Here is a 15,201-nt window from a genome sequence, read left to right as displayed (position 1 = left end):
CAGAATGCAAGAAGAAGCTTTCAGATGAAAAAACAGGTTCGATTTATCGACAACGGAAAATCGATGTAGAACCAGTGTTTGGGCATCTAAAGGCTCATTTGGCGTTCCATCGTTTCCATTTACGTGGAAAACAAGGAGCGAAGATTGATGTTGGTTTGGCTCTCATGGCACTAAATCTAAGAAAATTAGGAAAATATATGGAGAGAAAGAGAAGGGAAGAAGAAAAAACAAGCCCGATTTTGACATTCATCATCAAAATCGAGCTTGTTTTCTTTTTGAGAGTGGATTATGTCCCAGTCTCATTTTTTATTTATTCTAATTTTTTCTATCTTTATTTTCCAAGCTCTGTTTTTTAGACTGCACCGGTCTCTTTTTCTTGCGGCGTTTTCTGGCTAATTCCTTTTTCAGCTTTTTATTTTTGTTGATTACTAAGGCAGTTACAACAGCCAGAATCAGTAAAACAGCTGCCAAGGAAACGGTTGACCACGGGATATCAAAACCTGATTTTTTTACCGTTACATCCTTATCATTAAAATCAGCTGCCTCTTTCCCATCGATTGTAAACGTCGGACTGCCCTTCCACTGCTTTTTATCCGTGGCTACACTGATGTTTACTGTGTATTCTCCGGCTCCAAATTCTTCTCCTGAAAAAGGAATACGGAATGGAAACAAGGTATTGGGAGCGATGCTCAGTTTTTCTTTTTTCCCTTGCAGAACTTCTTTTCCATCTAGTAAAACACTGTATTCAATCGCAACATTTTTAATATAAACAGCTGCTTTGTTTTCAATGCCGACTTCGATAACATTTCGGTAATTGACCTGATCGGCTTTAGCCGTTTCAATCGACAAATCCGGCTCTGTTTCTGTTCCGTCAGAGCGAATCAGTACTGCTATTTCTCTTGAAAAGACATTTTTAACATTACCTTCGACTTTTTCATCTGAAAGAGCTTCTAAATAAATTCCACCTGCCAAAACACCAGCAAATTTTTCCTTTGGCATAGTGATATCTAAGGTGATATCTTTTGTTTGCTGGGGCTCCAGTGTGATTTCCTCTGTACTTAGCTTGACTAGCTTTTCAATGTCGTAAGGTGCAGATGTGGAAGTATCTTTATTGATTCCTGAATATTCGATTACCCCGGCACTATTTGTAACTGCTCGGTTGAATGAAGCTTTGAGCGTAAGCGGTTTGTCACTTTTGTTGACCAGCGTGACCACTAACAGCTCCTTTTGCTCTGGCTCCAGCTTGACATCGAAATAGGACAATTCTTTGTTTGTCTGACTCTCTGTAAAATGAGGTAATGCATCAAAGCTGTCCAAAGACTCCGCCTGAACTGGTAGTGAAAAAATACCTAATCCTAAAAATAATATGAATGAAATAAGTCCGGCTGATGCAATTTTCTGGTATTTATTCTTCATTGCTTTCTCCCTCCAAGCTAAATACTGCCAGTTGTTAAACTGAGATGTGACATTGGCATGCCCTATCCTCTAAAATCGAATAAGCGGTGTTCCAAAGCTCTGCCATGCTTCTAGGTTCGGAGCAAAGTAAGTACCATAAACATAGAAGCTGTCTTGAGAAATAAGATGGAGAATACTGAAAATAACTTTTCATATTTTCAGTTATCGTCGCCTTATCTCTCGAGACAACATACTTCTTTTATAACCTAGTTCGATTTATTTATATTCTATGGTGTAGCTGAGAATGTCCAGTTAAGCGTGGTTTGATAATTTGCTTGTTTTTTATTCGTATTTTTTGGTACGAACAGTTCAAATTTGTTCAGCGCTAGTGAAGTTTCTCCGGCCCCTTCATTTGCTTGGGCTGTCAATACATCAGCAGTAGTCCCCAGTTCAAGGTCCAATGTAGTATTGGCAATGCTTGCTCCAGTCGGTGCAGAGCCAACATTATTGGTTACGGCACCAGCTTGGATAGATAATGCTGCCCCTGATAGCTCGTTGCTTCCTGCGCTGAACTGATCTGCCTGCAGCAATTTCACTGTCCAGCCAGTATCTGTTCCCCCGCGGTTATCACTGACAGCAATGCTACCTGTAGTTACAGGTGATGCTTGTACACCATCACTGGTAGCCACCCAGGTTTCGTCCGCTTTAGATTGAATTTCATGAGAACCAAAATTCAAGTCAGCTGGCAATGATGCTTTAGGATCTCCAGTCTGCGGGTCAAAGGTGATTCCCCCAGTTGTGTAGTCTACTACAGCGTCTGTCGTTTTATCTTCGGCAAAGCCTGTACTTCCGAAGCCTAAGCCCGCTCCGAGTAAAATCGCAGATAATAAAATTTTTGTGTGATGTTTCATTTTTGTCTCCCCCTTATGTTTTCTTTAAATGATATACAGCGATTAAAACAAAGATGACTCCTACGATTACAAAAAGATAGTTAACTGTATCATTCGTCTTTAAAAAACTTCCTTCTGTTCCCCCTTTAATCGTTGGAGCAGCTTGAGTCGGCGTGTTCTGTTGTACAACAGAACTGCTTTCCTTTGTTGAGCTGCTCTCGCTTTCAGAAGAACTAGACGCTTCGGAGCTTTCTGTACTACTCCCCTCATAGTAATGAATATTTCCATTCGTAACAGTTGCCTGAGCCGTTGGGGAGGAATAAAGAAAAGCCAGCACCATGCTTCCAAAAATCATTAAGAAACACTTCATTTGTTTCGACATTCTCACTACTCTCCCTCCTTACGGACTCTCCGTTATCGTCCAGACAAGTTTTGTCTGATAGGCACCGGATTGCTTTTTGGTATTTTTAGGAACAAATAAATCAAATTTTGATAAATCAAGATTTGTCGTTCCGCTGGCTGTCGTTCCTGATACAGCCAACACTTCCTGCTGCGTTCCGTTTTGCAGTTCAATCATTGAACCACTAATGCTTCGGACATTACCGGCAGAATAATCTGTCGTTAACGCTCCTCCATAAATCTTCAGCACCGAGCTATTTATGGAGGAGCTACTATTCATCCATTCCTGAATTTGAGAAACCTTAACCTGCCAGTTTTTGGCAGTACTTCGTGTATCCATTATCCTGACCGTTCCTGTTGTATTCGGTCCAGTGGATACCCCGCCCTGAGTAGCAGTGAAGGTTTCGTCCAGTTTGGTCTGAATAGGGTGCGCCCCGAAATTTAGTGAACTCGGCAGCAAAGTGTTTTCCAGCAGAAAGGTTTCGCCAGCAAAATAAATATAGGAAACTGCATTAGCCGTACTTAGCAAATCGATATTAAGCAACGTTGATTTGATGACCGTTCCGACAAATTTAGCATCCAAATTACCAGTTATACTCCCCGGACCTGAAACAAACGTAGGCAAATTAATGGTCGTTTGCCCTAAAACTGATGCATCCGCCAGCTGCTGAACTGCAGCTCCGCCAAGCCCTAGTGCCGGTAAGAGTGCTGTGATGGCAGTATTTAAAGCCGGCTTAACTAGATTTAAAACTGTATTGATTGTTAAAGCAGTAGCTGTACCCAACAGCGGATTTGTTACTGTAACTTTTAAATTTTGAACAGCAGTATTCAGATTGACTAGGATTTGACTAAGATCTTTTGCAAGAATTGTGCCCAACCCTTCATCCATATTTAAATAGATCAATCTGTCGTTGCCAACTGTTGTAGCTGAATATGTCGTATGTCCAAAATTTTCCAGACTATTCAACAGATCCAACTGTTTGTTGACTGCGGTTAAATCAAAGTCAACGCCAACTAAGCTTAGTGCACCACCCTTGATATCATTGATTAGTGATATCAAACGAGACAATGCATCAAATGTTGGTTTCAAAAGAGCAACCTTGTCTAAATCTACCGTAACATTTGTATCCACTTGAGCATTTCCGTTTGGTTTAACCTTACCGGATAACTGAGACGGAATAACCAGTACACCATACTTATTACCAGTTAGATTAACCGATGCATTCGCCAAACCTTCCCCCGAAATGGTAAAATTCACCGGCTGATTGCTAATTGTAGGCAACCACCTGGAAGTCGGTGTAGTCTGACTGTTATTTGTTGTCTGCATGTTTGACAATATCTCGATATCTAATACAGTCGCGGATGCTTCCTCACTATGAAAAAGATAACCAAAGATTCCTGCTAATGACCCTGCAACAGACAAGTTAACAATGAGACAGCCAATAAAAAAGAGTTTGCCACTAAGAAAACGCTTCAATTTCTTTCTGCTTTTCCCTCCCTCAACACGCACATTCATCTCTTCCTTTCAATTTGTTTTCTTAGCACTGGTATTTCTGAGATGATTATATTTTGAGTTTTTTTTTAATGCGAATATAATGCTTACAAAAAAATAATTTAATTAAATTAAAAACAAAAAAGAGTTTCTTAATATAACATATACTTTTTCAGTTACAGTAATTACTCTTTTTTTCACAAATGAATATTTAGTAAATATTTCTTGTGTAAATATACAAAAAATCAAACTATTAAAAAAACAGAAATTTTGACCATAAAAAAATCTGAAAAAGTACGTCAGTACTCTTTCAGATTATTTCCAATACCATTCTTTTTGCATAAAAATATTAACATGAATAAATTTCCATACTATTGAACATCATTTCGATAAACAACTTCAAATAACTCATAAACTACTAACTGATCTTCTGAAAATTTTTCATTCGCTTCCTGAAGCTCTGCTTCAAAAAAAGCTCGATGGCCTTCACGCCAATAAACCAAATTTCTGTCACCCTCGCCCTCTAGATACGCATGCAGCTCAGTTACTTGATTGTAGGGAAGAATATCAATCAGCTTCGCTTGAATAATCGCTTGTGCTTCTCCGTTTCCATCTAGCAGGATACTATAGTCTCCTGCTTCCGGTACTTTTTCGTTCTCTAATTCATAGGACCGCTTAATAGCTGCGGTTCCTCTCTTTTCTCCAGAAAGGACAAGCTGCAGTAGCTTATCAGCCATTTCTTTACTGCTGCCAAAAGCCCAAGCAGTATGATAAGAATTAATATCTACGGCTTGCTTTTCAGAAAAATCTTGCCAAAGTATTTCAGCAGAATGATTCATGTTCTTCTCCGTTCACTTATTTTTAGGTACATAAAAACTACGGTTATCCATTCCAAATATACGATCCGTATATTCTCCTGGATCAGTTTGTCTAATAGACGTCAGCATCATCTGAATAGAGGCATCCATGTTGTCAATTTGATGAAGAATCTCAGCCTCCATAATTCTCGGTCTCACTGGCGACCCATATTCCAGCAGTCCATGATGAGCCAGTACCATATGGCGCAGGATAATGACATCTTCTTCGTTTTCATCTATCTTCAGCGCTTCACAGGCCTTGGTAATTTCCTCATCCACCAGCACCAGATGACCAACCAGGTTGCCGACCAGTGTATATTCTGTGCTCATTGCTCCAGAAAGCTCTTTAACTTTCCCTAAATCATGAAGAATAATTCCCGCATAAAGCAGCGGAGCATTGATTTCCTCATACTCTCGACAGATTGATTTCCCTAAACGCAGCATCGTCAGTGTATGGTAAGCTAGGCCATGGGCAAAAGCATGATGATTTCTTTTAGCCGCAGGAAAATCAAAAAATTCTTTCTGGTATTTCGTCAACAAGTGTCTGACGATTCGCTGCCAATGGGCATTGGTGATTTCAAAAACAGTTTGATTGATTTCTTCCACCATATCTTCCCGCTTAATAGGAGCCCGTTCCATGTATAATGCGGGCTGATCCGGTTCATCCGCTCGAGCCAGACGCAAGTGAATGATTTTCACTTGAGGGTTCCCTTGATAGACTTCCCGCTTCCCATTCAGCAGAACAACTTTTCCAGCCTCGAATCGCTGAATCTCCTCTTCAGAAGCATCCCAGTATTTCCCATCAATCGTTCCTGATGTATCTTGAAAAGTAAAAGCAATAAACTTCTTCCCATTCTTTGCGACACGAACATCGGCATTTTTTATCAATAGAAATAGTTCAAATACTTCATCTAGTACTAATTCGCGAATTTTTTTCATCTTTTTTCTACCTCCAATTGGATAACAGGTTGTTTATTCTCATGGTAATAGCTTACCATTTCTTGGTCAGAAGAAAAACAAATGATTTGCTGTACTTCACCAAAATGCTGAAATAATTTTGCTAATTGCGTTTTTCTTTGACTGTCGTAATGAAGCCAGCCGTCATCAATCAAGACTGGGCAGGGATTCGTTTCTCCTTGAAGAGAAAGAAAAGCAAAACGTACAGACATTATCAGCTGGTCCTTTGTTCCTGTTGAAAGATCATAAACTGCAAAGTCCTGTCCTGAACTGTTCCTAACCTGAAGCTCCTCCTCTTCAAGGCGAACAACTGTATATGCATGATCTGTCAAAATAGAAAAATAATGTGCTGTTTTTTTCAACAACGCAGGGAGCTGCTGCTCAGAAAGCTCGGTCAATAAATCAATCAGCAGCTGTCCTGCCAGCCGATAGCTGCTCCACTCAGCAGCCAAATCCTCTATCTCTGCCCTTATCACTGCCTGCTCTTGATAAAAATTATCTAGACTACCGTCTTCAGCCATTTGCTTCTTCTTGTATTCCAGCCGCTGTTCATCCTTCTGCAGCTTAAAAATGTCATCCTCTAATTGAGAAAGCTCAGCTGTCAGTTGATATTTTTTCGTCAGCAACTGCTCTTTAGCAACCTGCTCCGGATACAAACCAGCCAGAATTCTCTGTAGTTCAGCTTTTCTGCTTTCAACAGTTTCATTCTGCTGATAATAACGCAGCTTTTCCGGTACGTCTTCTATCCCCAGAATCTGGTATTGATAAAGCAAGGGTCTTGCCGTCTCAAGAACATCCTGCTGCTTACTTTTAATTTCCTTAAGCGCTTGTTTTCGATAAATATCTTCCTGGTTTCCCTGTCTCAGTCTCAGCTGTTCCATTTCGTCGGAGAAATCACTAAGGATAGCAACTCGCGTACCTAAATCTTTCCCAACAATCGGCAGCCAGTTGACATAGCGCTCTGTCTGCTTCAACCATTGATCAGATTCCTCTTGATTATCTGCTAGCTGCCGCCGTAGCTCCTGATTCGTCTGAAGCAGTAAAAGATAGCGTTTAATCTCCTCTTTATGATTCATCCAATATTCCAGCCGGTTCATTCTGCCTAGATGATTTTCTTTTGTCTGTTGTGAAATATATGACTCAAGCTGCAGTTCATCTTCTTGAAGTCTATCAATTGATTCACTCACTTGATGAAAACGTTCTGTCAGCTGATCTAAATCTGTCAGCTTTTGCTGCCATTGCTGTTTCATTCGGTCATTTGGATCGTTTTTAGGCCGCAGCAGCTGCCAACCGAAAAAACACAGACAAACGAGTACCAGCAGCCAGCTGCCCCAGCTAAGGGGTCCTGTTAGAAGCAATCCGCCAAGAACTCCTGCGATTCCAATAACTACAGATAGCAGCAGTAAAGCAGATGTTGAACGCTGTCGCTTGGGCTGTTTCCGCTGAAATAGCTCTTGATTCGCCGCTTCAAAGGTCTCTAGATTTTTTTCTTGTCTAACAATACTTTCTTCTAAGGAACGATGATTCTCTTGAGCTGTCTGCAGCTGTACTTTACGCTCGATAATCTGCTCTCTCAGCTCCAGCAATTGATGGTCTTCAAAAAACAAACGCGGCGGCTGGGTTTCTGACCAGCCCCATTTGTTTTCCAACCCTATCATTTCTTGTCTATTTTGCTGCACAGACTGCTTCATCCAGTCAATTTCAGCTAACAGCTTATTCATTGTATAACGCTGACTTAAGAAATATCTGATATTTTCTTCTTCATTGAGATAGAAAAGATACTCATCAGATCGTTCATCGCCCACAGATTCCCAACCACTCCGGTTAAGCCGTTCCAGCTCTTCTTGAAGGAATTTATGCTCTTGATAAAGCGACAGCAGCTGCTGCTGTTCATTTTCGTCAATAAACATGCTGGTATCTCCAGACTTTTGCTGCAGCTGTAGCCATTCTTCAAATAGCGGATAGTTCAGTAGCTGCTTTTCAGCAAGAGCCAGCGCTTCTTTTTGTTTTCCAAGTGTCAGGCGTTTATTTTCAATTTGTTCCTTTCTCGCTGCTAAATCAGTAAGAACTGCAGTAAACTGTTCTTCCTCGTTCTCTTTGGCTCTAATTTTCTCAGACAGCTCCTGATATGCTTTTAAACGTTCATTCAGCTGGGGTCTACTTCCTTTCAGCTTGTAGATATCCTGAGCAGCTTTAAAATATTCCTCCCGGGTTTTAAGCAGCTGATCACTGCCCGAAATTCCCAATGCTAGTAAAGCCGTCTGCAAATTCTCTTCCTCCAGCCGTTCCAACTGCGTCAGCTGCTCCTGCTGAAAGGTAAATACAGACTGAAATAATTCCTTTGTCAACGGATGAAGAATTTTTGCAAGCAGCCGTTCATCGCCAACTTGTTCTTCTACATATACTTTCGCCTGGCCTTTATTTAGTTCTCTGAAGCGTTCAATTTGAACTTTGCCATATACAGCATGCTCCAGCCATAAACGGCCGCCATAGCTGCCGCCGTTTTTAGGTACATAGCTTTTTCTTTTCTTACCCTTAGTGGGAAATCCAAACAAAATAGCTTGGATAAACTGATAGATCGTGGATTTCCCAGCTTCATTTTTACCGTAAATCAATTGATTTTTTTCTGAAAAATCAATTTTCTTATTTTGCCATTTACCAAAGCCTGCGATATCTATAGCGAGGATTTTCATAAGCTGCCCTCCTCTAGCTCAAATTGTTCATGAATACGCTGGTCCGCCAGCTCTATACACCTTTTTCGCCATTCAGCATCAAATTTGAGACAGTCGGATTCGCTAGAAGCTCCTTCATTTCTTCAGAAAATATCTCCGGCTGTAAATAATTATTCTCCAATTGCTCCAGCAGCATCGGATCTGCCTTGACCAACAGCTTATGGTATCTCGGATAGTTCTTCGCTGATACATTAAAAACAAAGAGTCGTTCTTTCGGCAGCTTAGTCTGTAGGTACCCTAGAAGCTCGCCATTTTCACAAGAAATAGAAAACTCCTGTCCCAGATGGTTCATGTCTTCAAGCTGAATCTCCTTCAAACACAACCGGCTCCTCCCAGAGGCTTCCTTCAAAAGCTCTTTTTCCAGAAATGCCAGCGCTGCCTTCTTTGTTTTACATTCCGTTAATACATAAGAGGTTCGTTCCCAACTGACTTCTGCCACCGGTTCAAAATGAACAGTCCCGTTACTGCCCTGGATAGTTACAATTGCCGCTCCTTGAAGGTCTCTTTCCTTCTTCGTATGTCCCTGAGGAGTACCGGGGTAAACAATCAACGGTTCTGCGCTAAGAATCTGCGGCTGATGGATATGCCCCAGCGCCCAATAATCGTAACCTAACAGTTTCATCTCGCTTAAAGAAAAAGGTGCATAGTTTGACTCTGCTTCCGCTGCCGGTTCGCCATGATAAATCCCAATATGGATATCCGCATCAGAAGCCTTCTGTGGAAACTCTCCCAGTTTGCTTTGTTCAAGATGCTGCCCCCTATAGCTAAACCCGGATACAGCTATCCGCTCATTGTTATTTGTTACAAAATAATGTGTCTCCACCTCTTCTTTTTCAAATAAATAGACATTTTCGGGAAAATCAAACCAATATCGGTCTGAGTCATAGTAGTCGTGATTTCCAAAGCTGATAACCACATGAATATTCTCTCTGTTTAGCCGCTGAAGAGCCTCCATTAAATAAGTTTGGGTCTGAATAGAGGTTTTACTTTGATGAAACGTGTCTCCAGCAAAGATTACTGCATCCACCTGTTTTTTTATCGCGACATCAACAAGTCTATTCAGTACTTTTTTATTAGCGGAGCGGAGCTGCTCAGCTAATTGAGCTGGAAGAACGTTTAAGCCTTCAAATGAACGATCCATATGCAAATCTGCTGTATGTAATAGTTTCATCGTACCAAGATCTTCCTTTCTCAGACATTTCTTTTATCATATCATTTTATAGAAAATAGGTCAGTAAAAACATACGAAAATTCGTTCGCTTTTTATTTTTCCCAATCTCCCTCATGCTTTTTATATAAGCAAAAGAACAGCGGAAATATCCTTTTCAGGTATTCCGCTGCTCTTTCTAAATGGAACAGTTATTCTGTATCTGACTGCTGCCGTTTTTAGTTATTATACAAGTCGCGAATCGGCGTCATAATAATGCGATTCAAGTCATTAACGATTGTACTAAAGGCTTGCTCTTTTTCCATCATTTTATTAATCAGCTCTGTTGTTTGAACCTCAGTTGCCATTTTTTGAGCTTTTTCTGCGTCTTCTTCTGAAAATTCTTCTCCACGCATTTGCTTTTCCTGTAATTCCTGTTGGAACCCTTGGAATTCTTTAAATAAATTAAATGCTGTTTCATCAGCCTTTACTGCGCCATAGGCTTCTTCCAGTGCTTTAAATTCATTCAGTTCGCGTAGTTCCCGTTCAAGCTGATTTGCAGTATCATAAATATTTGTCACGTAAATGTCCTCTTTTCTTAATGGTTTCTTTTATTGTAACACCTTTTTGCTGCTTTTCAAAAAACTTATTCACCAATCAGACCGCCGAAAAAGTCTTTGATGCCGTCTTTAGCATTTTCCCAGCCTTCTTTAATCTGATCACCGATATTCTTGGCGCCTTCCTGAACTTGTCCGCCGATTTCCTTCACACTATCCTGCCATTGGTTCGTGCTTTGCTGATCTTCAGCAGCAACTACTTGTCCACCTGTTGTGTAAGCATCTGCGATGGTAAACGGTGTTTGTGCTGTATAAGGAAGAATCCCACTGGCCTGACTATTGAAAACGCTAGAGGCATAGGTTGCACTTGTTCCCTCTAAGTAATGTGTCTCATCCGTATGCTCATAGCCCATCCAAGTAGCAATTACGACGTCGGAGGTATAGCCGACAACCCATTGATCGTTTGTTTTTGTACTGTCAAAGCTGGTTTCTGTTGTTCCGGTTTTCCCTGCCATAACATATCCGTAAGGGTCTGCATTGACGCCGCTTCCTGAGCTAAACACACCCAGAAGCATACTTGTCATTTCATCAGCAGTTTCCTTTGAAATAATCTGTTTGGTTTTTGTATTTGTCTTATCAACGAGAACAGCCCCTGTAGAATCAACAATTTTTGTAATTAGATGCGCCTCTGACAGCTGACCGCCATTGGCAAAAGCTGTGTATGCCTGAGCCATATCCAACGGTGAAACACCTGTTTCAATACTGCCCAGAGCAAGAGGGTAGCGTTTGTCCGACTCGTTGAGAGGAATCCCGAATTTCTTCGTCTTCTCAAAGCCTTTATCCAGACCAATCTGGTTCAGCAGCCAAATTGCCGGTGCGTTCAAGCTTTCTCCCAGCGCTTGATACATCGGCACTTCACCGCTGAATGTTCGGCTGTAGTTTTCAGCTGGATAGTAGTCCTGCAGCTGATCTACAAGAATACTGCTAGGATCATAGCCTGCCTCTAAAGCTGGGGTATATACAGAAATCGGTTTTAGAGAAGAACCAGGTGAACGTTTGGTCTGTGTCGCAAAGTTAAACCCGCGATATACATGTTCTTTTCTACCACCAATAATTGCCTGAACCCCTCCTGTTTTAGGATCTAATGCGACCGAGCCGCTTTCCACTAGTTCGCCATCTTCTGCGTTTGGAGGAAACAGCGCTGTATTAAGATAGGTCTGGTTCATCGCTTCCTGATAGCTGGTATTCAATGCAGTGTATATTTTATAACCCTTATTCAGTAAATCTTCTTCTTTGATATTATAACGGTCCACTGCTTCATCAATCACCGCATCGAAATAATAAGGATAGCGATAGTCTGTTTCTGAGCCTGCATAACCATCATAAAGAATGCTGGCCATGTCTACAGCCGCTTCACTGTCTGCTGTTGCCTGATCCAGCTTCCCGTTTTCAACCATCAGCTGGAGAACTGTATCACGTCGGTTCACTGAATTTTCCAGATTGTCAATCGGATTATAAATACCTGGACCTTTCAGCATACCAACTAATGTAGCCGCCTCGCCAATACTAACTTCTGCTGCACTAACGCCAAAATATTTTTTCGCAGCGTCCTCGACTCCCCAGACACCATTTCCAAAATAAGAGTTGTTAAGGTACATAGCCAGTATCTGCTCTTTTGAATATTTCTTTTCAATTTCGATTGCCAGAAACAGCTCCTTTGCCTTTCGGTCAAATGTTTGTTCCTGCGTTAAATAGGCATTTTTAGCCAGCTGCTGCGTAATTGTACTTCCGCCTCCAACAACTCTTCCCATAGTGATTCGTCCCACCAGCGCTCTTAAAATCCCTTTAATGTCATAACCGCCGTGAGAGTAAAAGTTTTTATCCTCTGTGGAAATTACTGCATCTTGAATATAAGGAGAAATCTGGCTTAATTCAACAAAATTCCCCTTCTGTCCAAAAAGCTTTCCAGCTTCTTCATTCTTTTCATCGTAAATAGTTGTTGCCTGAGCCTTCAACCCATCTTCCAGCGTGCCAACATTGGCTGCCTTCGCAAGCGTAAATAAATAGATGCTGGTTATTAATACCGCTACCATGCCTAGAAGCAAAATAATTTTATTAATTTGGTATTTTTTCCAAATCCGTTTTCTCCATTTATGAAAACGTACTAAATATGGTTTTAGCCAATTCCAGAAACGCTTGATGCCCGAACCAGCTTTTTTCATAATTTCTTTGAAATCCATAAGTGCTCCTCTTCCTTGTTTTCACTTATTCTAACATATATTACCCTATGTTCTATACGTCCTACGCATGATTTTACTACATACAGAGGCAGGGTTTTAGCTATTTTACCATGATTTTCTTTTGAAATTATGTAGAAAATATTAAGTTTTTGCTATGATGTATTAATCTGTTCTCTTTTGCGTAAAAAACACTGTCATATAAGGTTTTATAGAGTTTCCCCATTTCATTCTATATCATTCTGTTACATTAAATTCTAGGTCAAAAACTGGCGCTGCGAGATTAAACAATTTTTATTTTCATTTCGTGAAATATCTCATGCTAGACAAACAAAACAAACGTTCGTGTAATGATTTCAAGGTGATAGTTATGAGATATGTAAAAACAGTTCATTTAAAAGAAGTAACTTCTGCTTATCAGTATTTTTACAAGAAGAATGTAAAACCCTTGCGGAAATTATCGGCTAATCCAGTTTTTATTGATGATGTTGTTTATAACATCTGGACGTTTAATTCTAGAGGTACACGGGATTACATCGCTGCATTCCCTATTGAACAAGCTGACCACTTCCACATTTTCGAGTTAACACTTGAAGAAAAAGTAACGAAATATTTCTTTAAGAAAGTGAATAAGTTATCTGATTTTTCAACAAAGGGAATAAGGCGTGATACTACATTAACAGAGCTAATCAAATTAAAGGAGAATTCTAATAATGAATAAAAGAGCTGTAACGGGTATTGCAGATAAAATCAGATTAGTTTCTGCTTTCCCTAAAATTCTTGTTCGTTTTACCTTGCATACAAAAAATGAAGATATTAATTGTTTTGTTGCTCGGCGTGATCTCGCAAATTTAATTATGTTCTTAGATGATGGTATTTTTGAGTTGTCAGTCTTCGGACACTATAACAGCAGAAATCAATTAATCATTGAAAAATTCACGGTTAAAAATCCTAATTCGTTTATTCGTGAGTTTGTAATGAAACCTCTTGCTCAAGTATGTTAGAATAACAAGTAAAAGAAAAATTTAGGAGGAAGAAAATGAAAAAGAAGTTACTTATTGGGGCATTGGTTTTAAGTTGTTTTATTAATATTTTGCTGATTGGTGTTAACACTGTAGAGGCTAAAAAGAAGGAACCTTCATTGAATAGTTCACAATCAGCGTTAAAAGAGTACGGTTTGCTTGGAAGTGAACTGAATCAAGAAAAACTTGAAAAAATAATGCATGATTTCCAAACTGTAAGCAGAGACCCAGAAAAAAAACAACTAGAATATCAAAAAATACTTATTGAACAAAACTGGTTTATTATGGAGCAAAACGAGGATATAAAAGAGCTTTTAAAAAAAGACTAACTTAATTGTTAGTCTTTTTCATATCTATAAGTTACATGTCCGCCGTGGTGTGCTTCCCCTACAAAGTTTATTCTGTCTTCTCTTTTTAACCATGCTTCTCTAAATAGAAAGAAGTCATTGTTTTGCACATCAAACTCGCTTATCTCACCATTTTTAAGTTGCTCTAATAGTTCATCATATTAATTAATCACCTTTTATCACTCCAATCCAGATGATTATACTATAAGAATAATTGAAAATGCTGATATTTCTTTAATAAACCCATTGACTTATACGCATAATATACGTATAACATAAATATAGATAAGGCGTTGAGAGTATGCCAATGACAGCAAAGCAGATGATAAAACTGCTAGAACAAAATGGCTTTCAAGCAGTAAAGCAAGTAGGAAGCCACCGTAAAATGTACAATCCGAAAACAAAACTTACTACTATAGTCCCCATGCACAATAAGGATTTAGGAAAAGGATTGGAACAAAGCATTCTCAAGCAAGCGGGCTTAAAATAGCCCGCACGCTTGAAGCTGTGGTATACTCTCAACTATAAAGAAAGGTTTGATAATATGGCAACAAAGTTAGTTTATCCAGCCACATTCGAACAAGACGGTGATTACATTTTAGTTCAATTCCCTGATGTTCCTATCGCAATCACTCAAGGAGATTCTATTGAGCAAGCATATGAGATGGCGGAAGAAGTTCTTGGTTTATCATTAGAAGATGAGAAAAAGGCGCCTAAAGCTTCTACTGTAAAAGAAATTCAAGAGCAATTTCCAAACAAGCAAGTTGCTTTAATAGGTGTAGATATGGCTGCTCACAGAAGAAAATATCATTCAAAAGGAGCCAAAACAAATGTAACTATTCCAGAGTGGTTGAAAGAAATGGCACAAAAAGAGAATATCAACTTCTCACAAACTCTTACTGAAGCACTAAAAGAAAAACTTGATGTCTAATGTCTCACTCTAAGTAGAATTTGAAAAAATTTGGTAACCTATATTTTTTTATATTTCAAAAGTCGATAACGTCACGAGATGTACTTTTGAAATTCTTAAAAACGAAAAAAAGGGAGTGGGACAATAGTCAGAAGAAAATCTGATTATTGTCCTACTTTTTTGATTTTAGGGTACACAAAAAGCACGCAACCGTGTAAGATTAAAGTGACTAAACCAAATCAAAAGGAGCGTGCTTTTA

Annotated in this window: 16 protein-coding genes; 6 read left to right on the top strand and 10 right to left on the bottom strand. The window is 39.6% G+C overall.

What is annotated here, in order from left to right:
- Nucleotides 1–356, top strand: a 356-nt coding sequence (locus ACPWSO_RS17755; RefSeq protein ID WP_426084910.1) for a transposase, incomplete at its 5' end; no start/stop codon positions are given.
- On the opposite strand, the gene ACPWSO_RS17750 is transcribed toward ACPWSO_RS17755, so the two are convergent.
- The 10 genes from ACPWSO_RS17750 to ACPWSO_RS17705 all read right to left on the bottom strand — a co-directional run bounded on the left by ACPWSO_RS17750 (nucleotide 316) and on the right by ACPWSO_RS17705 (nucleotide 12,666).
- A complete protein-coding gene (locus ACPWSO_RS17750; RefSeq protein ID WP_426084909.1) occupies nucleotides 316–1,416 on the bottom strand; it encodes a DUF916 and DUF3324 domain-containing protein in 1,101 nt (366 codons plus the stop codon). The two genes, ACPWSO_RS17755 and ACPWSO_RS17750, sit on opposite strands and share 41 nt — an antisense overlap.
- Before the next feature lie 266 nt (nucleotides 1,417–1,682).
- A complete protein-coding gene (locus tag ACPWSO_RS17745) occupies nucleotides 1,683–2,306 on the bottom strand; it encodes a WxL domain-containing protein (protein ID WP_426084908.1) in 624 nt (207 codons plus the stop codon).
- A 13-nt stretch (nucleotides 2,307–2,319) separates the two neighbouring features.
- Complete coding sequence (locus ACPWSO_RS17740; protein WP_426084907.1) at nucleotides 2,320–2,667, bottom strand: hypothetical protein; 348 nt, start codon at nucleotides 2,665–2,667, stop codon at nucleotides 2,320–2,322.
- An 18-nt stretch (nucleotides 2,668–2,685) separates the two neighbouring features.
- Complete coding sequence (locus tag ACPWSO_RS17735) at nucleotides 2,686–4,194, bottom strand: adhesive domain-containing protein (RefSeq protein WP_426084906.1); 1,509 nt, start codon at nucleotides 4,192–4,194, stop codon at nucleotides 2,686–2,688.
- A 353-nt stretch (nucleotides 4,195–4,547) separates the two neighbouring features.
- Nucleotides 4,548–5,015, bottom strand: coding sequence for an ASCH domain-containing protein (locus ACPWSO_RS17730; protein ID WP_426084905.1), 468 nt, complete (start codon nucleotides 5,013–5,015; stop codon nucleotides 4,548–4,550).
- Nucleotides 5,016–5,027: 12 nt separating this feature from the next.
- A complete protein-coding gene (locus ACPWSO_RS17725) occupies nucleotides 5,028–5,972 on the bottom strand; it encodes a 3'-5' exoribonuclease YhaM family protein (RefSeq protein WP_426084904.1) in 945 nt (314 codons plus the stop codon).
- On the bottom strand, nucleotides 5,969–8,683 hold the full coding sequence (locus ACPWSO_RS17720) for an AAA family ATPase (RefSeq protein ID WP_426084903.1): 2,715 nt from the start codon (nucleotides 8,681–8,683) through the stop codon (nucleotides 5,969–5,971). Before ACPWSO_RS17720 ends, ACPWSO_RS17725 begins: the two co-directional genes overlap by 4 nt.
- A gap of 52 nt (nucleotides 8,684–8,735) precedes the next feature.
- Entirely contained in the window at nucleotides 8,736–9,893 is a 1,158-nt protein-coding gene (locus ACPWSO_RS17715) for a metallophosphoesterase family protein (RefSeq protein WP_426084902.1), read from the bottom strand.
- 215 nt (nucleotides 9,894–10,108) lie between these two features.
- Entirely contained in the window at nucleotides 10,109–10,450 is a 342-nt protein-coding gene (locus ACPWSO_RS17710; protein ID WP_426084901.1) for a YlbF family regulator, read from the bottom strand.
- A 65-nt stretch (nucleotides 10,451–10,515) separates the two neighbouring features.
- Nucleotides 10,516–12,666 carry a PBP1A family penicillin-binding protein gene (locus tag ACPWSO_RS17705; RefSeq protein WP_426084900.1) on the bottom strand — a complete coding sequence of 717 codons (2,151 nt, stop codon included), beginning with the start codon at nucleotides 12,664–12,666 and terminating at the stop codon, nucleotides 10,516–10,518.
- A gap of 367 nt (nucleotides 12,667–13,033) precedes the next feature.
- On the opposite strand from ACPWSO_RS17705, the gene ACPWSO_RS17700 reads away from it, so the two are divergent.
- The 5 genes from ACPWSO_RS17700 to ACPWSO_RS17680 all read left to right on the top strand — a co-directional run bounded on the left by ACPWSO_RS17700 (nucleotide 13,034) and on the right by ACPWSO_RS17680 (nucleotide 14,963).
- The gene (locus ACPWSO_RS17700; protein ID WP_426084899.1) at nucleotides 13,034–13,384 is read left to right on the top strand and encodes a hypothetical protein; all 351 of its coding nucleotides are present in this window, start codon (nucleotides 13,034–13,036) and stop codon (nucleotides 13,382–13,384) included.
- Nucleotides 13,377–13,667, top strand: a complete 291-nt coding sequence (locus tag ACPWSO_RS17695) for a hypothetical protein (RefSeq protein WP_426084898.1) — start codon at nucleotides 13,377–13,379, stop codon at nucleotides 13,665–13,667. The genes ACPWSO_RS17700 and ACPWSO_RS17695 overlap by 8 nt, the downstream gene beginning before the upstream one ends.
- 35 nt (nucleotides 13,668–13,702) lie before the next feature.
- On the top strand, nucleotides 13,703–14,014 hold the full coding sequence (locus tag ACPWSO_RS17690) for a hypothetical protein (protein ID WP_426084897.1): 312 nt from the start codon (nucleotides 13,703–13,705) through the stop codon (nucleotides 14,012–14,014).
- 319 nt (nucleotides 14,015–14,333) lie between these two features.
- Nucleotides 14,334–14,522 (top strand): type II toxin-antitoxin system HicA family toxin, encoded by a 189-nt coding sequence (locus ACPWSO_RS17685; protein WP_426084896.1) that lies wholly within the window; start codon nucleotides 14,334–14,336, stop codon nucleotides 14,520–14,522.
- 54 nt (nucleotides 14,523–14,576) lie between these two features.
- Entirely contained in the window at nucleotides 14,577–14,963 is a 387-nt protein-coding gene (locus ACPWSO_RS17680) for a type II toxin-antitoxin system HicB family antitoxin (protein ID WP_426084895.1), read from the top strand.
- Nucleotides 14,964–15,201 lie beyond the last annotated feature (238 nt).

Origin of the sequence: Enterococcus sp. LJL51 (assembly GCF_049894025.1) — a bacterium.
In the GTDB taxonomy this organism is placed as follows: domain Bacteria; phylum Bacillota; class Bacilli; order Lactobacillales; family Enterococcaceae; genus Enterococcus_L.
This window is presented reverse-complemented; position numbering and strand designations above follow the sequence as displayed.